Origin of the sequence: Acinetobacter sp. RW6, from assembly GCF_041956835.1 — a bacterium.
In the GTDB taxonomy this organism is placed as follows: Bacteria; Pseudomonadota; Gammaproteobacteria; order Pseudomonadales; family Moraxellaceae; genus Acinetobacter; species Acinetobacter calcoaceticus.
This window is the reverse complement of sequence record NZ_CP167121.1, coordinates 847,227-865,974: the sequence shown is the minus strand read 5'-3', so window position 1 is coordinate 865,974 and position 18,748 is coordinate 847,227. Positions and strand designations below refer to the sequence as shown.

Sequence of the window (18,748 nt, the reverse complement as noted above, 5' to 3'; positions counted from 1 at the left end):
CAAATAGTGTGATTTAGTTAACATTTTTGAATTATGGATTTTTTTTGATTGTTTTTTAAAAATATTTAGTAAAATTAAATAATTACTATTTTTCAGCACAATAAAATACATACACTTCTTTTCAATAGTATTATTTAAATTTACAAATGAGTTGCAAAAGAAGTACAGGTTTGTAACCAATAAAAACATTTAATAATGTTTAGTTTTATATTTAAAACTTTTATTTTTATTGTATTTATATTTTTAAAAACCACTCAATTTATTTATAAATTAATATACATAAATCGAATGGTTAAAATAAGCAGTTGATTAAATTAACCAATACGACGTTTTAATCCTGTCATCTGCAAAACACGCGTTGAAATTTCTTCAATCGACATTTCAGTCACGTTTAAATATTTAATCCCTTCTGAAATATAGATTCCTTCGATTGCTCTAAGTTCCATTTGGCATTGACTAAAACTTGCATAACGACTATTAGCTTTACGCTCACTACGAATCGCAACTAATCGCTCAGCATCAATCATTAAACCAAACAATTTATTACGATGTGGTCTTAGTACTGCTGGTAAACGGTTATCATCCAAATCTTCTTCTGTTAATGGATAGTTTGCAACACGGATACCGAATTGAAGAGACAAGTAAATAGAGGTCGGCGTTTTACCCGAACGAGAAACTCCAATTAAGATTAAATCGGCTTTATCGTAATGGCGAGTACGCGCTCCATCATCATTATCAAGCGCAAAATGAACAGCATCAATACGGGCTTTATAAGACTCAGAATCAGTCACGGCATGTGTCTGTCCAACTAATGTGGTGGGTGGCGTACCTAGTTCTTGTTCTAATTTACTGATTAAACCTTCAAATACATCAAGATTAACTGCTTTAGCAGTATTAATGATTTCTCGCACATGTGGATCAACTAAAGTATCAAATACTAAAGGCAGACAACCATCTTTGGTTTGACATCGATTAATCTCGACTACAATCTCCATTGCAGCCTCTTCGGTTGCAATATACGGCATGATATGAATATCAAAATCTACATTGGGAAATTGTGCTAATAACGAATGTCCAAGAGTCTCTGCAGTTATCGCAGTTCCATCAGAAATAAAAAAAACGCTTCGCTTAAATTGTTTACTTTCTGACATTAAAATTCTCCTTAAACATTTGTCTTAGTACTATATAATCTTTATAGTAAACTGATCTTACATGACTGTCGCTTAGTATAATTCTCAACTAAGCACTTTATTTTTATAATTTCATGCCAAGATAGACATTAATACTGCAAAAGTGGAGTGAAAACTTTGGAAGCGCGCGTAATCGGTCTAGAAAAATTAGGGAAACACGATGTCGAACTCGTAGGTGGGAAAAACTCATCTTTGGGTGAAATGATCAGTCATTTAGCAAATGCTGGTGTATCGGTACCAGGCGGTTTTGCAACTACTGCTGATGCCTATCGTGAGTTCTTAGATCAAAGCGGTCTTAACGCTCGAATTCAAGCAGAACTTGCTCAACTCAACGTTGATGACGTAAATGCTCTTGCAGAAACAGGTGCTAAAATTCGTCAATGGATTGTAGAGACTCCACTCACTGCAAGCCTAGAACAAGAAATTCGCGCCGCTTTTACAACACTTTCTAACGGCAACCCAGAAATCGCGGTTGCCGTTCGTTCATCTGCAACTGCTGAAGATTTACCAGATGCTTCATTCGCAGGTCAGCAAGAAACTTTCTTGAATATTCGCGGTATTGATAACGTTCTTATTGCGATTAAAGAAGTATTTGCTTCTTTATATAATGACCGTGCAATTTCTTACCGTGTACATCAAGGTTTTGATCATGACGTCGTTGCACTTTCTGCAGGCGTTCAGCGTATGGTTCGTTCTGAAACTGGCGCTGCGGGTGTAATGTTTACACTTGATACCGAGTCTGGTTTCCGCGAAGTTGTGTTTATCACAGCATCTTATGGTTTAGGTGAAATGGTTGTACAGGGTGCAGTTAACCCAGATGAATTTTACTTATCTAAACCACTATTAAATGCAGGTAGACATTCAGTTTTACGCCGTAACCTTGGTTCAAAACACCAGAAAATGATTTATGGTGAAGAAGGTTCTGCTGGTAAATCTGTTGTAGTTGTTGATGTTGAGAAACAAGAGCGCCAACAATTTGCTTTAAATGATCATGAGTTACAAGAGCTAGCTAAACAAGCGCTTATTATTGAGCAGCACTACGGTGCGCCAATGGATATCGAATGGGCAAAAGATGGCGATGATGGTCAAATTTATATTGTTCAAGCTCGTCCTGAAACTGTAAAAAGCCGTCAAAATGTAGGCACAATGGAGCGCTATCTTCTTAAACAAAGAGGCACTGTTCTTTGTGAAGGTCGTTCAATTGGTCAACGTATTGGTTCTGGTAAAGTCCGCATTATTAGCTCAATTAAAGAAATGGACAAAGTTCAAGAAGGCGACGTTCTTGTATCAGATATGACCGACCCTGATTGGGAACCGGTAATGAAACGTGCCGCGGCAATTATTACTAACCGTGGTGGTCGTACATGTCACGCGGCAATTATTGCACGTGAACTTGGTGTACCCGCTATTGTAGGCTGTGGTAACGCAACAGAAGTATTGACTGATGGTCAAGAAGTAACTGTTTCTTGTGCTGAAGGTGACACTGGCTTCATTTACGAAGGCGCTTTAGATTTCGAAGTTCAACGTAACTCAATTGAATCTATGCCTAAGCTTTCGTTCAAAATTATGATGAATGTAGGTAACCCAGACCGCGCGTTTGACTTTGCTCAAATTCCAAATGAAGGTATTGGTCTTGCTCGTCTTGAGTTCATTATTAACCGTATGATCGGAGTGCATCCTAAAGCGTTACTCAACATTGATAGCCTACCTCGTGAAACTCGTGCTGCAGTTCTGACTCGTACTGCTGGTTATGCTTCACCTGTAGATTTCTATGTTGAAAAATTGGTTGAAGGTATTGCGACTCTTGCTGCTGCGTTCGGTGACAAACCAGTTATTGTTCGTATGTCTGACTTCAAATCAAATGAATATGCAAACTTGATTGGCGGTAAGTTATACGAGCCTGAAGAAGAAAACCCAATGCTCGGTTTCCGCGGTGCAAGCCGTTATGTATCTGATAACTTCCGTGACTGTTTCGAATTAGAATGCCGTGCACTTAAGAAAGCTCGTGATGAAATGGGTCTAACCAATATTCAAATCATGATTCCTTTTGTACGTACTGTATCTGAAGCAAAACGCGTTATTGAGTTACTAGCACAAAATGGTTTGAGACGTGGTGAGAACGGCTTAAAAGTAATCATGATGTGTGAATTACCAACTAACGCCCTATTAGCTGAACAATTCCTAGAGCATTTCGATGGTTTCTCTATCGGTTCGAATGATTTAACTCAGTTAACACTAGGTCTTGACCGTGACTCAGGTATTGTTTCACATCTATTTGATGAGCGTGATGCAGCAGTTAAAGCACTTCTTTCAATGGCAATCCATGCCTGCCGTAAAGCTGGTAAATATGTAGGTATCTGTGGTCAAGGTCCTTCAGATCATCCAGATCTTGCAAAATGGTTAATGGAACAAGGTATTGAGTCTGTTTCTCTTAACCCAGACTCAGTTTTAGATACATGGTTCTTCCTTGCTGAAGAAAAAATCAAACAAATCTAATATGTTATAAAAAAAGGCCCATCCGTGGGTCTTTTTTCATCTTTAGAACAGAGAATTTTTATTTATGCAAATTTACTTGGCACGTAATAATCAACAAGCTGGGCCTTACACCTTAGAGCAAGTAAATCAAATGTTGGCTAGCCAACAAATTTTGTTAACTGATTTAGCTTGGCATGAAGGCATGACAGAATGGAAAGCTTTAGGAGAATTAACCCAAGGTAAACTTGTATATCAACCTATCGGTTATTCTGCACCTGTCATAAACACAAATAGTTCATCTAATGAAACTATTCGTCAAATTCGTGTAGAGCCTAAAATTCATGAACTTGCCTCTATTCCATCTCGAGCTTTGGCAAAAATTATTGATTTATTGCTTTGGTTACCAATAGCCGCGATTCCTTCTTTTTTCTTTAATGAATCTCAGTATAAGCAATTATTTGAATTGCAAAAACAAATGCAATCAACTGAAGTTGCTTCAACTAAAGCAGCAGAACTACAACACCAGCTTTTCACTTTAATTCCTGTAGAAGCTTGGCACTCGATGCTTCTTTACGTAGTAATCATGCTTGCAATTCAAGCCTTTCTTTTAACGAAGTTTGGGCAAAGTATAGGTAAGAAAATTGTTGGCATTAAAATTGTAGATTTTGAAAGTAACGGTAAAGTTAATTTAACTCGCATCTTCTTATTAAGAAGTATTGTTTTTATCATTTTAAATTTACTGTTTATGCCTATTAGTACAATTATTGACTATGCATTTGCATTAGGGCAAAAACGCCAAGCACTACATGACAAAATTGCAAGAACAAAAGTGATCAAATGATAGCAAATGACTCATTGATTTAAAGTCTAAAAAAATGGAGGCACCTCGCCTCCATTTTTTCTATAGAGAGTTGATATTTAAATAAAAGCTCCATACAGATTAAATACCCTACAAAAAAAATTGGGTTTTAAAACAATTATTTCAGGCTGCTTTATGTATAGCTTAGTTTGTCGATATGAGGCATAATGCCCTACAACGTAGCGGTGTCATATAATTGAGAAGTCTAAATTTAAGGATTAGCGTTCTCAATCATGCGACACTTTAATCGCTATCCCATATTTAATTAGGGAATGGGACTCTTCACCGAGGTTGTAAAATGAGACAAACGATTTTAGCTGTATTGTCTTTATCAACGCTTGCCGCACTTTTGACTGGGTGTGGTGGTGATATGGTACTTCTAAACTCTAAAGGTCCAGTTGGTCAAGGTCAAAGTGACCTTATGATGACTGCGATCTATTTAATGTTACTTGTGGTGATTCCTTCAATCATCATGGCATTATGGTTTGGTTGGAAATATCGCGCGTCAAATAAAGATGCAGACTATAAACCTACATGGGCACACTCAACTACAATTGAAGTTGTAGTATGGGGTATCCCTGTCATTATTATTGGTATTTTAGCTTGGTTAACTTGGTGGGGTTCCCACAAGTATGACCCATACCGTCCTTTAGAATCAGATAAAGCTCCTTTAACTATTCAAGTTGTTGCTGAACAGTTTAAATGGATCTTCATTTATCCTGAACAAAACATTGCAACAGTTAACGAAGTACGTTTCCCTGAAAAAACTCCGTTAAGCTTTAAAATCACCTCTAACTTTACAATGAACTCATTCTTCATTCCACAGTTAGGCGGCCAGATTTATGCAATGGCAGGTATGCAAACTCACCTTCATTTGTTAGCAAATGAACCTGGTGTATATCGTGGTTTCTCTTCTAACTACTCAGGTTACGGTTTCTCTCAAATGCGTTTCAAGGCGCATAGTGTTACAGAGCAACAATTCAACGAATGGGTAGCAGCTGTTAAAGCAGGTAATGGTTCTACCATTAATCCAGAAGCAGTTCAAAAAACTACGCTTGACCAAGCTGAATTGGCAACCTTACGTGATGGTGACCGTTCTAAGCACCAAATCGAGCATTTAGTAAATCGTGCTAAAGCCGCTGGTGATCAAGAAGCGCTTGCTAAAGCTGAAGCTATGAAACCGTTCCCGACTAAGCCACACCCTGTGACTTATTACTCTTCAGTTGAACCAAAATTGTTTGAAACAATTATCAACCACTATATGAGTAACTATCATGGTGTTGACCACTCTGCTGCGCATGCAACAGCTGAACACGCTGCTCAAGGGGAATAAGACATGGATATGATTTTTGGTAAACTGGGTTGGGACTCTATCCCGACAGAGCCAATCGTGCTTGTCACCATGGTCCTTATGGCACTTGGTGCAATTGTTGTGCTTGGCGGTATCACCTATTTCAAAAAATGGGGATATTTGTGGAATGAGTGGTTTATTACGGTAGACCATAAAAAGATTGGTATCATGTACATTCTTGTATCTGTAGTCATGCTTTTGCGTGGTTTCGCCGATGCAATTATGATGCGTCTACAACTTTTCCTCGCTAAAGGCGGCGGCGAAGGTTATCTACATCCAGACCATTACGACCAGATCTTCACCGCACACGGTGTAATTATGATCTTCTTCGTAGCAATGGGTCTCGTTGTTGGTATGATGAACATCTCTGTACCTTTACAGATTGGTGCTCGTGACGTTGCTTTCCCATTATTGAACTCTTTAAGCTTCTGGTTATTCGCCGGTGCTGCTGGTTTGATGATGCTTTCACTTGTATTAGGTGAATTTGCTGCGACTGGCTGGATGGCTTACCCTCCTCTGTCTGGCATTCAATATTCTCCTGGTGTAGGTGTTGACTACTATATCTGGGCACTTCAGGTTTCTGGTCTAGGTACGCTTTTATCTGGTGTTAACTTCTTCGTTACCATCATCAAAATGCGTGCACCTGGCATGAAATTGATGGATATGCCTATTTTTACGTGGACTTCACTTTGTACGGCTGTATTAATCATCGCATCGTTCCCTGTATTAACAGGTACACTTGCAATGTTAACTCTAGACCGTTACTTCGGCTTCCATTTCTTCACAAATGAGCTTGGCGGTAGTCCAATGCTTTATGTGAACTTGATCTGGACATGGGGTCACCCTGAAGTATATATCCTAGTATTACCAGCATTTGGTCTATACTCAGAAATCGTTGCAACCTTCTCTCGTAAAGCGTTGTTCGGTTATAAGTCTATGGTGTATGCAACTATCGCGATTACTGTTCTTGCGTTCGTTGTATGGCTTCACCACTTCTTTACCATGGGTGCTGGTGCGAACGTTAACGCGTTCTTCGGTATCATGACCATGGTTATTGCGATTCCTACTGGTGTGAAAATCTTCTCTTGGTTATTCACCATGTATAAAGGTCGCATCACCTTTACTACTCCAATGTTGTGGACACTTGGCTTCCTTATCACATTTGGTATTGGTGGTTTAACTGGTGTACTTATGGCTGTTCCACCTGCGGACTTCCTTGTACACAACTCATTATTCTTGATCGCTCACTTCCATAACGTAATTATCGGTGGTGTGGTGTTTGGTATGTTTGCCGGCATCATTTACTACTGGCCAAAAATGTTTGGTTGGAAGCTCAATGAAGCATGGGGTAAAGCTGCGTTTTGGTTCTGGTTCTTCGGTTTCTATTTTGCATTCATGCCACTTTATATCCTTGGTTTCATGGGTATGACTCGTCGTTTGAATACATATGACAACCCAGAATGGGATCCTTACCTTGCAATTGCATTATTTGGTGCTGTTCTCGTTGCGATTGGTATTGCATGTTTCTTAATGCAAATCATTGTTGGTTTCTTACAACGCAAAGACAACATGGACCTTACAGGCGATCCATGGGATGCACGTACGCTTGAATGGGCGACTTCTTCCCCTGCTCCGTTCTATAACTTTGCGCATGAACCAGATGCAAGCGGTATTGACCGTTTCTGGACTGACAAAGAAAATGGTGTAGCATACGCACGTAACACTAAATATGAAGACATCCACATGCCGACTGATCGTGCTGCTGGTTTTGTCATTGCAATGTTCATTACGATCCTTGGCTTTGCTCTCATCTGGCATATTTGGTGGCTCGTTGTTGTTTCATTCGTTTCAGCTGTTGTTAGCTTGATCGTAAGCTCATTCACTAAGAATGTTGATTACTATGTTCCTGCTGCTGAAGTTGAGCGTATTGAAAACGAACGCTATGCTTTACTTGAAAAACACTTGAAGAAGGACTAAGGAAATGGCTGAAGTACTTCATCACGACAACCACGGCCACGATGGTCATCATGAACATGATGATACCGACTTAACGGTCTTTGGTTTCTGGACATACTTGATGAGTGACTTGATTCTTTTCGGATCACTCTTCATTGCGTTCGCTGTATTAAGCAGTCATATTCCACCAGGAACTCCAAGTGCATATGACCTGTTCCATGACTCATTAGGCTACGTGTTAACTGAAACATTTGCCTTATTGATTTCATCGGTAACTTTCGGTTTTGCTGTACTTGCATCTTATAAAAAGAATGTAAATCAAGTAATCACTTGGTTATTTATTACATTCCTTTTTGGTGCAACGTTCATTGGAATGGAACTTTATGAGTTCCATCACCTTGTCGAAGAAGGTCATGGTCCAACTCACAGTGCATTCTTATCATCGTTCTTTACTTTGGTTGGTACACACGGTATCCACGTAACTTCTGGTTTAGTGTGGATGTTGGTCTTGATGTATCAAATCAAAACTAAAGGTTTGACATTACCGAATACACGTCGTCTAGCTTGCTTAAGCTTGTTCTGGCACTTCCTTGACATCGTTTGGATCTGTGTATTCAGCGTCGTTTACTTACTGGGAGTTCTCTAATGAGTAGTCATGACCATAATGCTGCAGGTGCGTCACACGGTAACTTTAAGCAATACACTGTTGGATTTATCCTTTCTGTTATCCTCACCATCATCCCGTTCGGGATGGTGATGGCGGGTGGTTTCAGTCGTGGCATCTTAGTTACAGTAATTGCAATCGCTGCTGTTGCTCAGGTTCTTGTACAGCTTGTGTACTTCCTACACATGAATACATCATCTGAACAACGCTGGAATATGATTGCATTCATCTACACAATCTTATGTATCGCGGTACTTTTAATCGGTTCTGTGTGGATTATGAATTACCTTCACTACAACATGATGATCTAAACTGATTGACATGTTGAAAAAATATCTATTCCTGACTAAACCAGGAATTCTCTTCGGTAATTTCATTACCACCTTGGGCGGCTTTTTCTTAGCCGCCCAAGGCTCTATAGACATCTTATTATTACTACTCACCCTACTTGGAACAACTTTAGTTGTAGCTTCTGGTTGTGTTGTAAATAATGTTATAGACCAAGACATCGATATCAAAATGCAGCGTACGCAAAACCGCGCACTAGTCAAAAAAACCATATCTCCTACTATTGCACTTATATATGCATTTGTTCTTGGACTTATCGGTTTTAGTATTTTGTGGTTCGGTGTAAATGCTTACGCTTTTTTGTTTGCAATGATTGGTTTTATTGTCTATGTCGGTTTTTATAGTTTGTGGACAAAGCGTACCTCAATCCATCAAACCGTAATTGGTAGTATTTCCGGGGCGAGTCCTCCTGTTATTGGTTATACAGCAGTAACTCATCATTTTGATGTAGCCGCCTTACTTTTGTTTTTGGCTTATGCGCTATGGCAAATGCCACATTCATGGGCAATTGCTATTTATCGTTTTGACGATTACAAAAATGCCGGAATCCCCATTCTGCCAGTTGCACGCTCTATTTATCGCACGAAAGTAGAATGTGTCATTTATATTCTGTTGTTTGCAGCCGTATTGAATGGTTTATATTGTTTTGGCTATACCAATATATTTTTTCTAATAACCTTTAATGCACTAACAGCGTATTGGTTATATTTATCAATTATTGGATTTAAAGCTGAAAATGACCAACTTTGGGCTAAACGTTTTTTCCTCTACTCGGTCATATTAATTACCCTGTTAAGTTTGAGCTTTAGCTTTACCTATCAATCCCCTGCTCCAAATCTTCCTCTCTTTTAAATAAGGGAGGATTTTCTCTTATAGTAAAGAAGTTTTACTTTTCTCATCAAAAGATTTGTTTTTGGTCGCATTTTTACCTATAATTCAGCCTTCGCAAATTTTGCGACATAACTTATTAAGTTATGACTCCTTGCTTCTAATGTTTTATTTATTAGGGGCTGTTTAAACCGTAAGGAGCTGACAATGCGTCATTACGAAATCGTACTTTTAGTACACCCAGATCAAAGCGATCAAGTTGTAGGTATGGTTGAACGCTATATCTCTCAGATCAAAGAAGCTGAAGGTCAAATTCACCGTTTAGAAGATTGGGGCCGTCGTCAATTGGCTTACCCAATTAACAAAATTCACAAAGCACACTACATTCTTATGAATGTTGAATGTGGTCAAACTACGCTTGATGAGCTAGAAGAATTATTCCGTTATAACGACGCGATCATTCGTAACCTTATCATCCGTCGTGAACACGCAATCACTGAAGAGTCATTGCTTGCTAAAAGTGCTGAAGAAAAGCGTGCGCGTAAAGCTCAACGCGAAGAAGCACAGCAAGTTACTCACGAAGCTGAATAAGGAGAACATCAATGGCACGTTTTTACCGTCGTCGCAAGTTCTGCCGCTTTACAGCTGAGAATGTTGTGTACATCGACTACAAAGATATCGATACTTTAAAACAGTACATCACTGAAAACGGCAAGATTGTTCCTAGCCGTATCACTGGTACTAAAGCTCGTTATCAACGTCAATTAGCACTTGCTATCAAGCAAGCTCGCTACTTGTCTTTGATTGCGTACACTGACAACCATAAGTGAGGTGATCTGTGGACGTTATCTTATTACAACGCATTAAAAACCTTGGTAAATTAGGCGATAAAGTATCAGTTAAAGCTGGTTACGGCCGTAACTTCCTTATCCCTCAAGGTAAAGCAGTTGCAGCTACTGAAGCTAACACTGCTGCTTTCGAAGCTCGTCGCGCTGAACTTGAAAAGCAAGAAGCTGAAATTTTAGCTGCTGCTCAAGCACGTGCTGAACAATTGAATGAAGTTAATATCGTTATCACTGCTAAAGCTGGTGACGAAGGTAAACTCTTCGGTTCTATCGGTACTCGTGACATCGCTGACGCTTTAACGAATGCTGGTCTTGCAGTTGACCGTGCAGAAGTTCGTTTACCGAATGGCGCACTTCGTCACACTGGTGAATTCAACATCGCAATCCAATTGCATCATGATGTTGCTGCAGAAGTTCTCGTTACTATCGTATCTGAGTAATTTCTCACCAAAAAAAGAGCATGCTTTTGCATGCTCTTTTTTTATGTGCCCTACTTTTAAAATAAGATATATTAATTCCTGATCAGTTCTTTAGTTTAATTGGTTTTTTAATTAGGTAGTTTATTTAATTTTGTTTTAAGATAGTTCTCGGCCTCACAGGCTATTTGCGTAACCTTTCTTTATCATCAGGTCTAATTATGTCTCAGGCGAATGCCAGTTCTTTAACCCGTTCATCTCCAACAGAAAATAAGACGAGTGAATCAGGCCAACTTAAAGAGTTTCGCACTCCCCCACACAATTTAGCCATTGAGCAAGCTGTACTTGCTGCACTAATGACAGTTGCCGAATCTTTCGAGCAAGTTAGTGATATGTTAAAAGAAAATGATTTCTATGCGACTCGCCATAAATATATTTACCGTGCAATCGAAAAACTCGCACAAGAAAATTCACCTTATGATGCGGTCTTAGTTAACGATTGGCTTTTAAAACAAAATTTACTTGATGCTATTGGTGGCGAAGAATATTTAATGCAGCTTATGGCTGACTCCCCATCAAGTTTCTATAACTTAGAAACGTATGCCACAAAAATTAAAGAGTTCTCTACGCTTCGTAGTATGATCAAAGTCAGTACTGAAATTCTACAAAATGCTTATGACACAAAAGGTCGTGGTGTTAGTGAAATTCTAGATCTAGCAGAAACCAGTATTTTCTCTTTAGCAGAACAGCACAATAACAATAAAAAAGATGCAGGTCCTAAATCTATTAGCTCTGTAACTGCCGATGTAATTAGTAAACTTGATGAGCTTTCAAAACTTGATGGCAATATTACTGGTTTAACCACTGGCTTCTTAGAACTTGATAATAAAACATCTGGTATGCAAGCTGGTGACTTAATTATTGTTGCTGCACGTCCATCTATGGGTAAAACCACTTTCGCCATGAATTTGGTTGAAAGCGTTCTACAATATAACAAGCTACCCGCTCTGGTATTCTCAATGGAGATGCCAGCAGACTCAATTGCGATGCGTCTTATTTCTGCAATGGGTAAAGTTCACCAAGGACATTTACGTTCGGGGAACTTAGATGCTGATGAATGGACCAAAGTTACTGGCACCATTTTGCAGCTTCAACAAATGCATTTGTATATTGATGACTCATCTGCCCTACCTCCAACGGAACTTCGTGCCCGTGCTCGACGCATTGCCAAAATGCATGATGGTAAAATCGGCTGTATCATGGTCGATTATTTACAGCTCATGAAAGTTCCTGGCATGGGTGATAACCGTGTGGGTGAGATTTCAGAAATTTCACGTAGCTTAAAAGCCTTAGCAAAAGAAATGCACTGCCCCGTTATCGCACTTTCCCAGCTCAACCGAAGTCTGGAAAACCGACCAAATAAGCGCCCAGTAATGTCAGACTTACGTGAATCTGGTGCGATCGAGCAGGATGCCGACTTGATTATGTTTATTTACCGTGATGAGGTTTATAACAAAGAGTCGAAAGAAGCCGGTACCGCAGAAATTATTATTGGTAAACAGCGTAACGGCCCAATTGGTTCAGTTCGTCTTGCCTTTGAAGGTCAATATACCCGATTTAGTAATCTCTCTCCTGAGTATTACAGCCAATATGATGATGAAGAATAAGCTCTATCTCTAGCCCAAAGGAGTAAATGAGGGTGCGCCAAGCAACAGTTTATATTGATCGCCATGCGCTTCAGTATAATTTAAACCGTGTCAAACAACTCGCAGCAAATTCAAAAATTGTAAGTATGGTGAAAGCTAATGCTTACGGACATGGAATCAAAGACTGTTTAGCAGCCTTAAATGCCTCAGATGCCTTTGGTGTCGCCTGCCTACAAGAAGGTTTAGAAATTCGCGAACTTGGATTTCAACAACCTGTTACTTTAATTGAAGGGGCATTTTCTGAAGATGAAATGCCTATTGCAATTAAGCAAAAATTTGAATGTGTGATTCATCATCAACAGCAGTTTGAATGGTTAATTAAGCATAAGCAAGAATACATCGCTCAATGCCTAAAAGTCTGGATTAAGCTCAATAGCGGCATGAACCGTTTAGGATTTAAAGTTCCTGAAATTATTGAGGTCATTAAAACTTTAAAATCTGAAGGCTTTACCTGTGTACTAGCGATGCATTTCGCAAATGCAGATGTGGACCATCCCCTCAACGAGCAACAAAAACAACAATTTTTACAGGTTAAACAAGCTTGTGATCCAGTTTTAGCATCTTGCTGTAATTCTGCTGCTATTTATAAATGGCCAGAATTACATTTTGACTATGTTCGCCCGGGCATTATGCTTTACGGCGCTTCGCCTTTTGCAGATAAAACAGTACATGATCTTGACCTAAAACCAGTCATGTCCTTTACAGCAGAAGTGATTGCATTGAATCACATTCAAGCTGGAGAACATGTAGGTTATGGTTCAACCTTCTGTGCGCAACAAAAAATGGATATTGCAATAGTTTCTATTGGCTATGGTGACGGATACCCGAGAGCTTATATTAAACAAAATTATGTAGCGATTAATGGGCAATTATGTCCTGTAGTGGGCAGAGTCAGCATGGATATGCTTGCAATTGACGTTACAGCTATTCAAGTTAAATTAGGTTCTCAAGTCGAACTTTGGGGAATACACCGCTTAGTTGATGATGTAGCCGATGCAAACGGAACAATAGGATATGAATTACTCTGTCGCTTAAGTAATCGCCCTATTCGTAAAAGCAGTTAAATAATAAAATATAAAAAAATCCAAGCATGCTTGGATTTTTTTATCAGCTTTTAAAAATTTTATCGCCAATAATCATCAGTCGGTTTTGGCAATTCTTGCAAACCACGGCGTAAAGTATCGGACCATTGTTTACTAATTTGTGAAAAATACGGATCATCTTCGGTAATTCGTTTACCCACCGGAATAATGAAACTATCTTTATTGTAAACCAATGCATCAAGCGGCAATCCAACAGAAACATTTGAGCGCAAGGTTGAATCAAAAGAAATCAGGCTACAACGTAATGCATCATCTAGCGGCATCGCATAATATAGAGCACGATCCAAAATAGGTTTTCCGTATTTGCTTTCTCCTATTTGGAAATAGGGTGTATCCGTAGTTGCACAAATAAAATTACCTTGCGGATAGATATTATAAAGCTGCATTTCACCGCCTTTAATTTGCCCACCTATTAAAATACTACACGCATAATTCATTTGTTCTTGAGTGTCTGAACTAATATCTTCTAAAACACTTTTTAAGGTTTTACCAATCAGTTCAGCCGCCTCAAACATCGTATTGACACTATATAAGTTAGGTTCTTGCTGCAAAGTAAGAGCATTTTGCAAATGACCTATAACAGCTTGTGTAGTCGCCAAATTACCTGCTGTTTGTAAGGCCATGAAACGCTCTCCAGTAACGCCGAAAGTATGCAATTTTCGGAACACAGAAATATGATCAACTCCTGCATTAGTTCTCGTGTCACTAATAAACACTAAACCTTGTTCCAATCTAAGCGCACAACAATAGGTCATTTCATTCTCTTTACATTCAACATGCCAACACCTGAACCACAGACATCATGTTTTCCACCCCACCTTGCTCTCTTACACCACGAATTGGTGCCACATCAAGATAGTCACGGCCTACTGCAAGGTAGATATGATGTTTGGGTGTAAACAACTGATTGCTTACATCAAAACAATACCACTGATTTTCTAAAAATACTTCCGCCCAAGCGTGACTGGCAAGGTGCGGATAGTTTTGATCAAATAGATAACCAGAAACATAACGTGCCGGTAATTGTAGCGCACGACACATCGCAATTAAAACATGAGCATGATCTTGGCATACACCCTGTCCAGCGTGAAATGCTTCAGTTGCAGTTGTCTGAACCGAAGTACTTTCAGGCTGATAGAGTATTTTCTGCAAAATATGTTCACTTAATAATGCAATATGCTGTCGGTCTTTGACCACCACAATATTTTTGGCAAAGTCCAACATTGCAAAATCACATCGGGTTGCACTTGTCATCTGCAAAAACAAATTTGTCGGTGTAGATAGATTTACACAACCTAGCTCTACATTTTGAAGTTCAATGATTCCTTGAGCCATAAATGTAAGATGTTGGTATTGATAACGCTGACTAGCCGTCATCCATACATTGTTAAATATGTCCCTTTTTATCGTTTTGTCACCCGGCACGCTAATCGCCCAATTCATAACATGTTGATGCGGTGATGTTTGAGGCATCATTTTAATATACTGAATACTGTTTTGAGCAGTTTCAGTATAGCTATAATGCGTTTGATGATTCACCATCAATTTCATAATCAGACCTCAAACATATTTTCCAGCTGCTGTGTAAAAGTATAATAAGCGTCCCACGTTAGCTGATGCTTTAGTACTTGCCAATTTTGATCTATATTCTCCCAATCTAAGCCAACAAGCTGCTGCACCACAACATCTAGCTCTGACACGAGCGCTGATAAATCCTGCCCAAAACGTAGTTCTATATCAAATTGCTCTATTTTTTGACCTAAATTCAGAAATAAACAAATATCTTCATTCTCCGCTTCTAATATTTGAGTACATTGTTCAACAGCTTTTCTCAAAGTCTCAGGTTGGGGTTGAAGCGTGTTAATAACATTATTTAATTCTGCATAAGCATTTGATGACAATATACCTCTTAGTGCCTGAATATTATCTTTAGCAATAACGAGCTGGTTCAGTAATGAAAATGTTTGCTTCTTGTCTAACATATAGTGATTTAGTAATTCAGCATTTTCTATGACTAAACCAAATGCTGCTGCAAATTTTGTTGCTTTCTCATCTTGTGTAAAGGGTAAATGAGAGGCAGCAAATTTAACTCGCATTAAATATCGACCCAACCAATATATTTGATGCGCACTCGAATTGAGTAAAACCATAAAGTTCCTCTTTAACCCACAATTAGGAATGTAATGTTTCGACAACCCATGTATCTTTTATGCCGCCACCTTGGGACGAATTTACGACTAAAGAGCCCGCTTGCATGGCCACTCGCGTTAAGCCACCCGGCACTATTTCTGTACGATAAGGTGAACTCAATACAAATGGACGTAAGTCAATATGACGTTCAGCCACCCCAGATGTAGTTAAAGTTGGAGCAACAGATAAGGCCAAGGTCGGTTGTGCAATGTACATATGAGGTGTGGCGATCAATTTTTTTCTAAAGTCATCAATTTCACATGAACTTGCTTGAGGCCCAATTAACATGCCATAACCACCCGACCCTTGTGCTTCTTTAACAACTAACTGGTCCAGATTAGAAAGTACATAATCTAAATGTTCATCTTTACGGCACTGATAAGTAGGTACATTTTTTAGAATTGGTGTTTCACCCAAATAATATTGAATCATTTGATCCACATAAGGATAAATAGATTTATCATCAGCCACACCTGTTCCAGGCGCATTTGCAATAACAACATTTTTTTGCAAATAAGCAGACATAAGACCCGCCACACCTAAAGCACTGTCCGGTCGAAATGCTAACGGATCCAGAAAATCATCATCTAAACGGCGATAAATTACGTCTACTTTTTGACGCCCACGAATAGTTTTGACAAAAACTTGATCATTTTCTACAAATAAATCCCGATTTGTAACCAGTGGTACATCCATTTCACGTGCTAAAAAAGCATGCTCATAATAAGCACTGTTAAAACGTCCCGGTGTTAGTACCACAATAAAAGGTCTGTCCGCAGGTGAATTCTCCTGCAATATTTCTTTTAAAAGTTTTGGATAATGCTCAATTCCCTGTAAATTATTGGTTGCACATAGCTCTGGCATCAATTCTTGGCTAATTTTTCGGCTTTCGATCATATAAGATACGCCAGAAGGTGTTCTTAAATTATCCTCCAATACAAAAAATTCTCCTTCACCATCACGGATAATATCAATTCCACTAATTTGTGAATAAATTTTACCTTTCAGAGAATGTTTAAGCATATGTGGCTGAAAAGCATCATTCCCCATAATTTGCTCTTCGGGAATGAGCTGTTCTTTCAAAATATGTTGTCCATGATAAATATCATCTAAAAAGTAATTTAAAGCTTTAACACGCTGTGCACAGCCCGAAGCTATTTTCTCCCATTGTTTTTTTTCAATCACCCTTGGAATTAAATCAAAAGGAATTGTTCGCTCTGCACCTTCTTTATCACCATATACGTTAAAAGTAATCCCATGATAAAGAAAATGTTGCTTCGCTTGAGTATTCAATTCTTTTAATTCATCTAAAGTACGGATACTCAACCATTGCTCAATTTTTTTAGAAGCCGCACCATTTGATGTTACATCGTCAAGCATCTCATTAAAAAACTGTGATTTTAGCTGCTCAAATAGGTTGGTTTGTACGGAAATATGTTCTAAAAAAGAGGTTGGGTTAATGATCGCCTTAGTCGTCTGCTCTTGTATAAAAAAATCATTATCTATATGTAATTCATGCTCTTGTTCTGACATAACCACCTCGTCTTATCATTTATCTATATTTCATTTTTAAATAAGCAATTTCAGTGCCATTTATATATCTTTAATATTTTTACGGTGCTTTGTTATAACTTTCTTCCTCTAAATCTTAACATCGATTGTAAAAGGACCTATAAACCGAATCTGACAAACTTGCTAAATGTGTAAAGATTTTTTATTGTGTTGACACCAAAGCAGTTGGATATAGATGTATTACGCTTATGTCTGTAATAGAAAAAGAAACTTCAAATAGTTTATATCGCCAATGGCAGATTTTATCTCGCCTCCCTACCGGTAAATGGATCGGGACGCGGGAGTTACAGGAAATGCTTGAACGTGAAGGTATTGATATCAGTTTAAGGACTATTCAGCGTGATTTAAATCAAATTGCTCAGCGCTTTCCAATTGAAAGTAATAAAGCCGTACCTCAGGGCTGGCGGTGGCAATCCGATGCGCCAATTCAGAGCTTACCTCACATGACTAGCTCTCAGGCTGTAACATTTATGATGGTTGAGGAGCATCTTAAACACTTACTTCCACCAAGTCTGCTTGATGAGATGGGGCCTTGGTTTGATTTAGCCAAACGCAGTCTCTCTACACAAAATAATGTTAGGCAATGGATTAACCGAGTACGCATCGTACCAGCAAGCCAACCTCTTATTCCGCCTGTAGTCGATCGAAATGCTCAACAAGCAATTTATGAAGGTCTACTCCAAGACAAACAAATAGAATGTATTTATCGGGCACGAGTAAATCAGGGCGAGGATAAAACTTATATTTTAAATCCTTTGGCTTTGGTACAAAAAGGTGCGGTAATTTATTTAATTTGCACACGACATGACAAAACTGAAGTTCAAACATTTGCCTTGCACCGTTTTAAATCAGCAAAAGTCTTAGATAGTCGAGCACTGCATCCTGTCAATTTTGATATTGATCATTATATCGATTCAGGCGCTTTAGGCTTTAGAGTGGACTACAAGCAGCCAACTGAGTCAATTCAACTCACATTAACGATGACAGAGCAAACTGCTAGAACTTTCTATGAAAGTCAGTTAAGTAAAGATCAAACTATAATTCCACTTGAAGAAAACATCGTAGAAGTTACAGCGACCGTACCTTTTACATCTCAACTGGTGTGGTGGTTGCGTAGTTTTGGCAAGAAATTACTGCATATCGAGCCTATTCAAGTACACAATGCTGTACGAGAAATTGAATCTGAGAATAAATAGATATAAAAAAGAGAACCATAAGGTTCTCTTTAGATTTTGAATTATAATT

At 38.7% G+C, this 18,748-nt stretch carries 18 protein-coding genes; 13 read left to right on the top strand and 5 right to left on the bottom strand.

Translation table 11 applies throughout. From position 1 onward, the window contains the following. Nucleotides 1-314: 314 nt before the first annotated feature. Nucleotides 315-1,151: a pyruvate, water dikinase regulatory protein gene (locus ACB088_RS04020; RefSeq protein WP_003652470.1), complete on the bottom strand. Its 837-nt coding sequence runs from the start codon at nucleotides 1,149-1,151 to the stop codon at nucleotides 315-317. 147 nt (nucleotides 1,152-1,298) lie between these two features. Between ACB088_RS04020 and ppsA the strand changes: the two genes are divergently transcribed. From ppsA to alr, 12 genes are all read left to right on the top strand, one after another. After that, nucleotides 1,299-3,686: a phosphoenolpyruvate synthase gene (gene ppsA / locus ACB088_RS04015; RefSeq protein ID WP_170834047.1), complete on the top strand. Its 2,388-nt coding sequence runs from the start codon at nucleotides 1,299-1,301 to the stop codon at nucleotides 3,684-3,686. Between the two features lie 64 nt (nucleotides 3,687-3,750). Next, nucleotides 3,751-4,506, top strand: a complete 756-nt coding sequence (locus tag ACB088_RS04010; protein WP_375038072.1) for an RDD family protein — start codon at nucleotides 3,751-3,753, stop codon at nucleotides 4,504-4,506. Nucleotides 4,507-4,822: 316 nt separating this feature from the next. After that, on the top strand, nucleotides 4,823-5,857 hold the full coding sequence (cyoA, locus tag ACB088_RS04005) for a ubiquinol oxidase subunit II (protein WP_092706753.1): 1,035 nt from the start codon (nucleotides 4,823-4,825) through the stop codon (nucleotides 5,855-5,857). A gap of 3 nt (nucleotides 5,858-5,860) precedes the next feature. Continuing rightward, nucleotides 5,861-7,852, top strand: coding sequence for a cytochrome o ubiquinol oxidase subunit I (gene cyoB / locus ACB088_RS04000; protein ID WP_003652474.1), 1,992 nt, complete (start codon nucleotides 5,861-5,863; stop codon nucleotides 7,850-7,852). A 4-nt stretch (nucleotides 7,853-7,856) separates the two neighbouring features. After that, entirely contained in the window at nucleotides 7,857-8,477 is a 621-nt protein-coding gene (gene cyoC, locus ACB088_RS03995) for a cytochrome o ubiquinol oxidase subunit III (protein ID WP_005306751.1), read from the top strand. After that, nucleotides 8,477-8,806: a cytochrome o ubiquinol oxidase subunit IV gene (locus tag ACB088_RS03990; RefSeq protein WP_004643325.1), complete on the top strand. Its 330-nt coding sequence runs from the start codon at nucleotides 8,477-8,479 to the stop codon at nucleotides 8,804-8,806. Before cyoC ends, ACB088_RS03990 begins: the two co-directional genes overlap by 1 nt. 10 nt (nucleotides 8,807-8,816) lie before the next feature. Then, on the top strand, nucleotides 8,817-9,695 hold the full coding sequence (gene cyoE / locus ACB088_RS03985; protein ID WP_133746916.1) for a heme o synthase: 879 nt from the start codon (nucleotides 8,817-8,819) through the stop codon (nucleotides 9,693-9,695). Between the two features lie 183 nt (nucleotides 9,696-9,878). Next, the gene (rpsF, locus tag ACB088_RS03980; protein ID WP_003652481.1) at nucleotides 9,879-10,262 is read left to right on the top strand and encodes a 30S ribosomal protein S6; all 384 of its coding nucleotides are present in this window, start codon (nucleotides 9,879-9,881) and stop codon (nucleotides 10,260-10,262) included. Nucleotides 10,263-10,273: 11 nt separating this feature from the next. Then, nucleotides 10,274-10,501, top strand: coding sequence for a 30S ribosomal protein S18 (gene rpsR, locus ACB088_RS03975; protein ID WP_003652483.1), 228 nt, complete (start codon nucleotides 10,274-10,276; stop codon nucleotides 10,499-10,501). Between the two features lie 8 nt (nucleotides 10,502-10,509). Continuing rightward, entirely contained in the window at nucleotides 10,510-10,956 is a 447-nt protein-coding gene (rplI, locus tag ACB088_RS03970; RefSeq protein ID WP_004643328.1) for a 50S ribosomal protein L9, read from the top strand. A gap of 197 nt (nucleotides 10,957-11,153) precedes the next feature. After that, nucleotides 11,154-12,599 carry a replicative DNA helicase gene (gene dnaB, locus ACB088_RS03965; RefSeq protein WP_003652486.1) on the top strand — a complete coding sequence of 482 codons (1,446 nt, stop codon included), beginning with the start codon at nucleotides 11,154-11,156 and terminating at the stop codon, nucleotides 12,597-12,599. Between the two features lie 32 nt (nucleotides 12,600-12,631). Continuing rightward, entirely contained in the window at nucleotides 12,632-13,702 is a 1,071-nt protein-coding gene (alr, locus tag ACB088_RS03960) for an alanine racemase (protein WP_375038070.1), read from the top strand. Between the two features lie 59 nt (nucleotides 13,703-13,761). On the opposite strand, the gene ACB088_RS03955 is transcribed toward alr, so the two are convergent. From ACB088_RS03955 to ACB088_RS03940, 4 genes are read right to left on the bottom strand one after another with little or no spacing between them, the layout of a single operon-like run. Further along, nucleotides 13,762-14,496: a proteasome-type protease gene (locus ACB088_RS03955; protein WP_004643330.1), complete on the bottom strand. Its 735-nt coding sequence runs from the start codon at nucleotides 14,494-14,496 to the stop codon at nucleotides 13,762-13,764. 16 nt (nucleotides 14,497-14,512) lie between these two features. After that, the gene (locus tag ACB088_RS03950; RefSeq protein WP_375038069.1) at nucleotides 14,513-15,292 is read right to left on the bottom strand and encodes a transglutaminase domain-containing protein; all 780 of its coding nucleotides are present in this window, start codon (nucleotides 15,290-15,292) and stop codon (nucleotides 14,513-14,515) included. 2 nt (nucleotides 15,293-15,294) lie between these two features. Next, entirely contained in the window at nucleotides 15,295-15,891 is a 597-nt protein-coding gene (locus ACB088_RS03945) for an alpha-E domain-containing protein (protein ID WP_375038068.1), read from the bottom strand. 22 nt (nucleotides 15,892-15,913) lie between these two features. Further along, nucleotides 15,914-17,464: a circularly permuted type 2 ATP-grasp protein gene (locus ACB088_RS03940; RefSeq protein WP_375038067.1), complete on the bottom strand. Its 1,551-nt coding sequence runs from the start codon at nucleotides 17,462-17,464 to the stop codon at nucleotides 15,914-15,916. Nucleotides 17,465-17,691: 227 nt separating this feature from the next. Here ACB088_RS03940 and ACB088_RS03935 point away from each other — a divergent pair, with 227 nt between their 5' ends. Further along, nucleotides 17,692-18,699 (top strand): YafY family protein, encoded by a 1,008-nt coding sequence (locus ACB088_RS03935; RefSeq protein ID WP_003652496.1) that lies wholly within the window; start codon nucleotides 17,692-17,694, stop codon nucleotides 18,697-18,699. Nucleotides 18,700-18,748 lie beyond the last annotated feature (49 nt).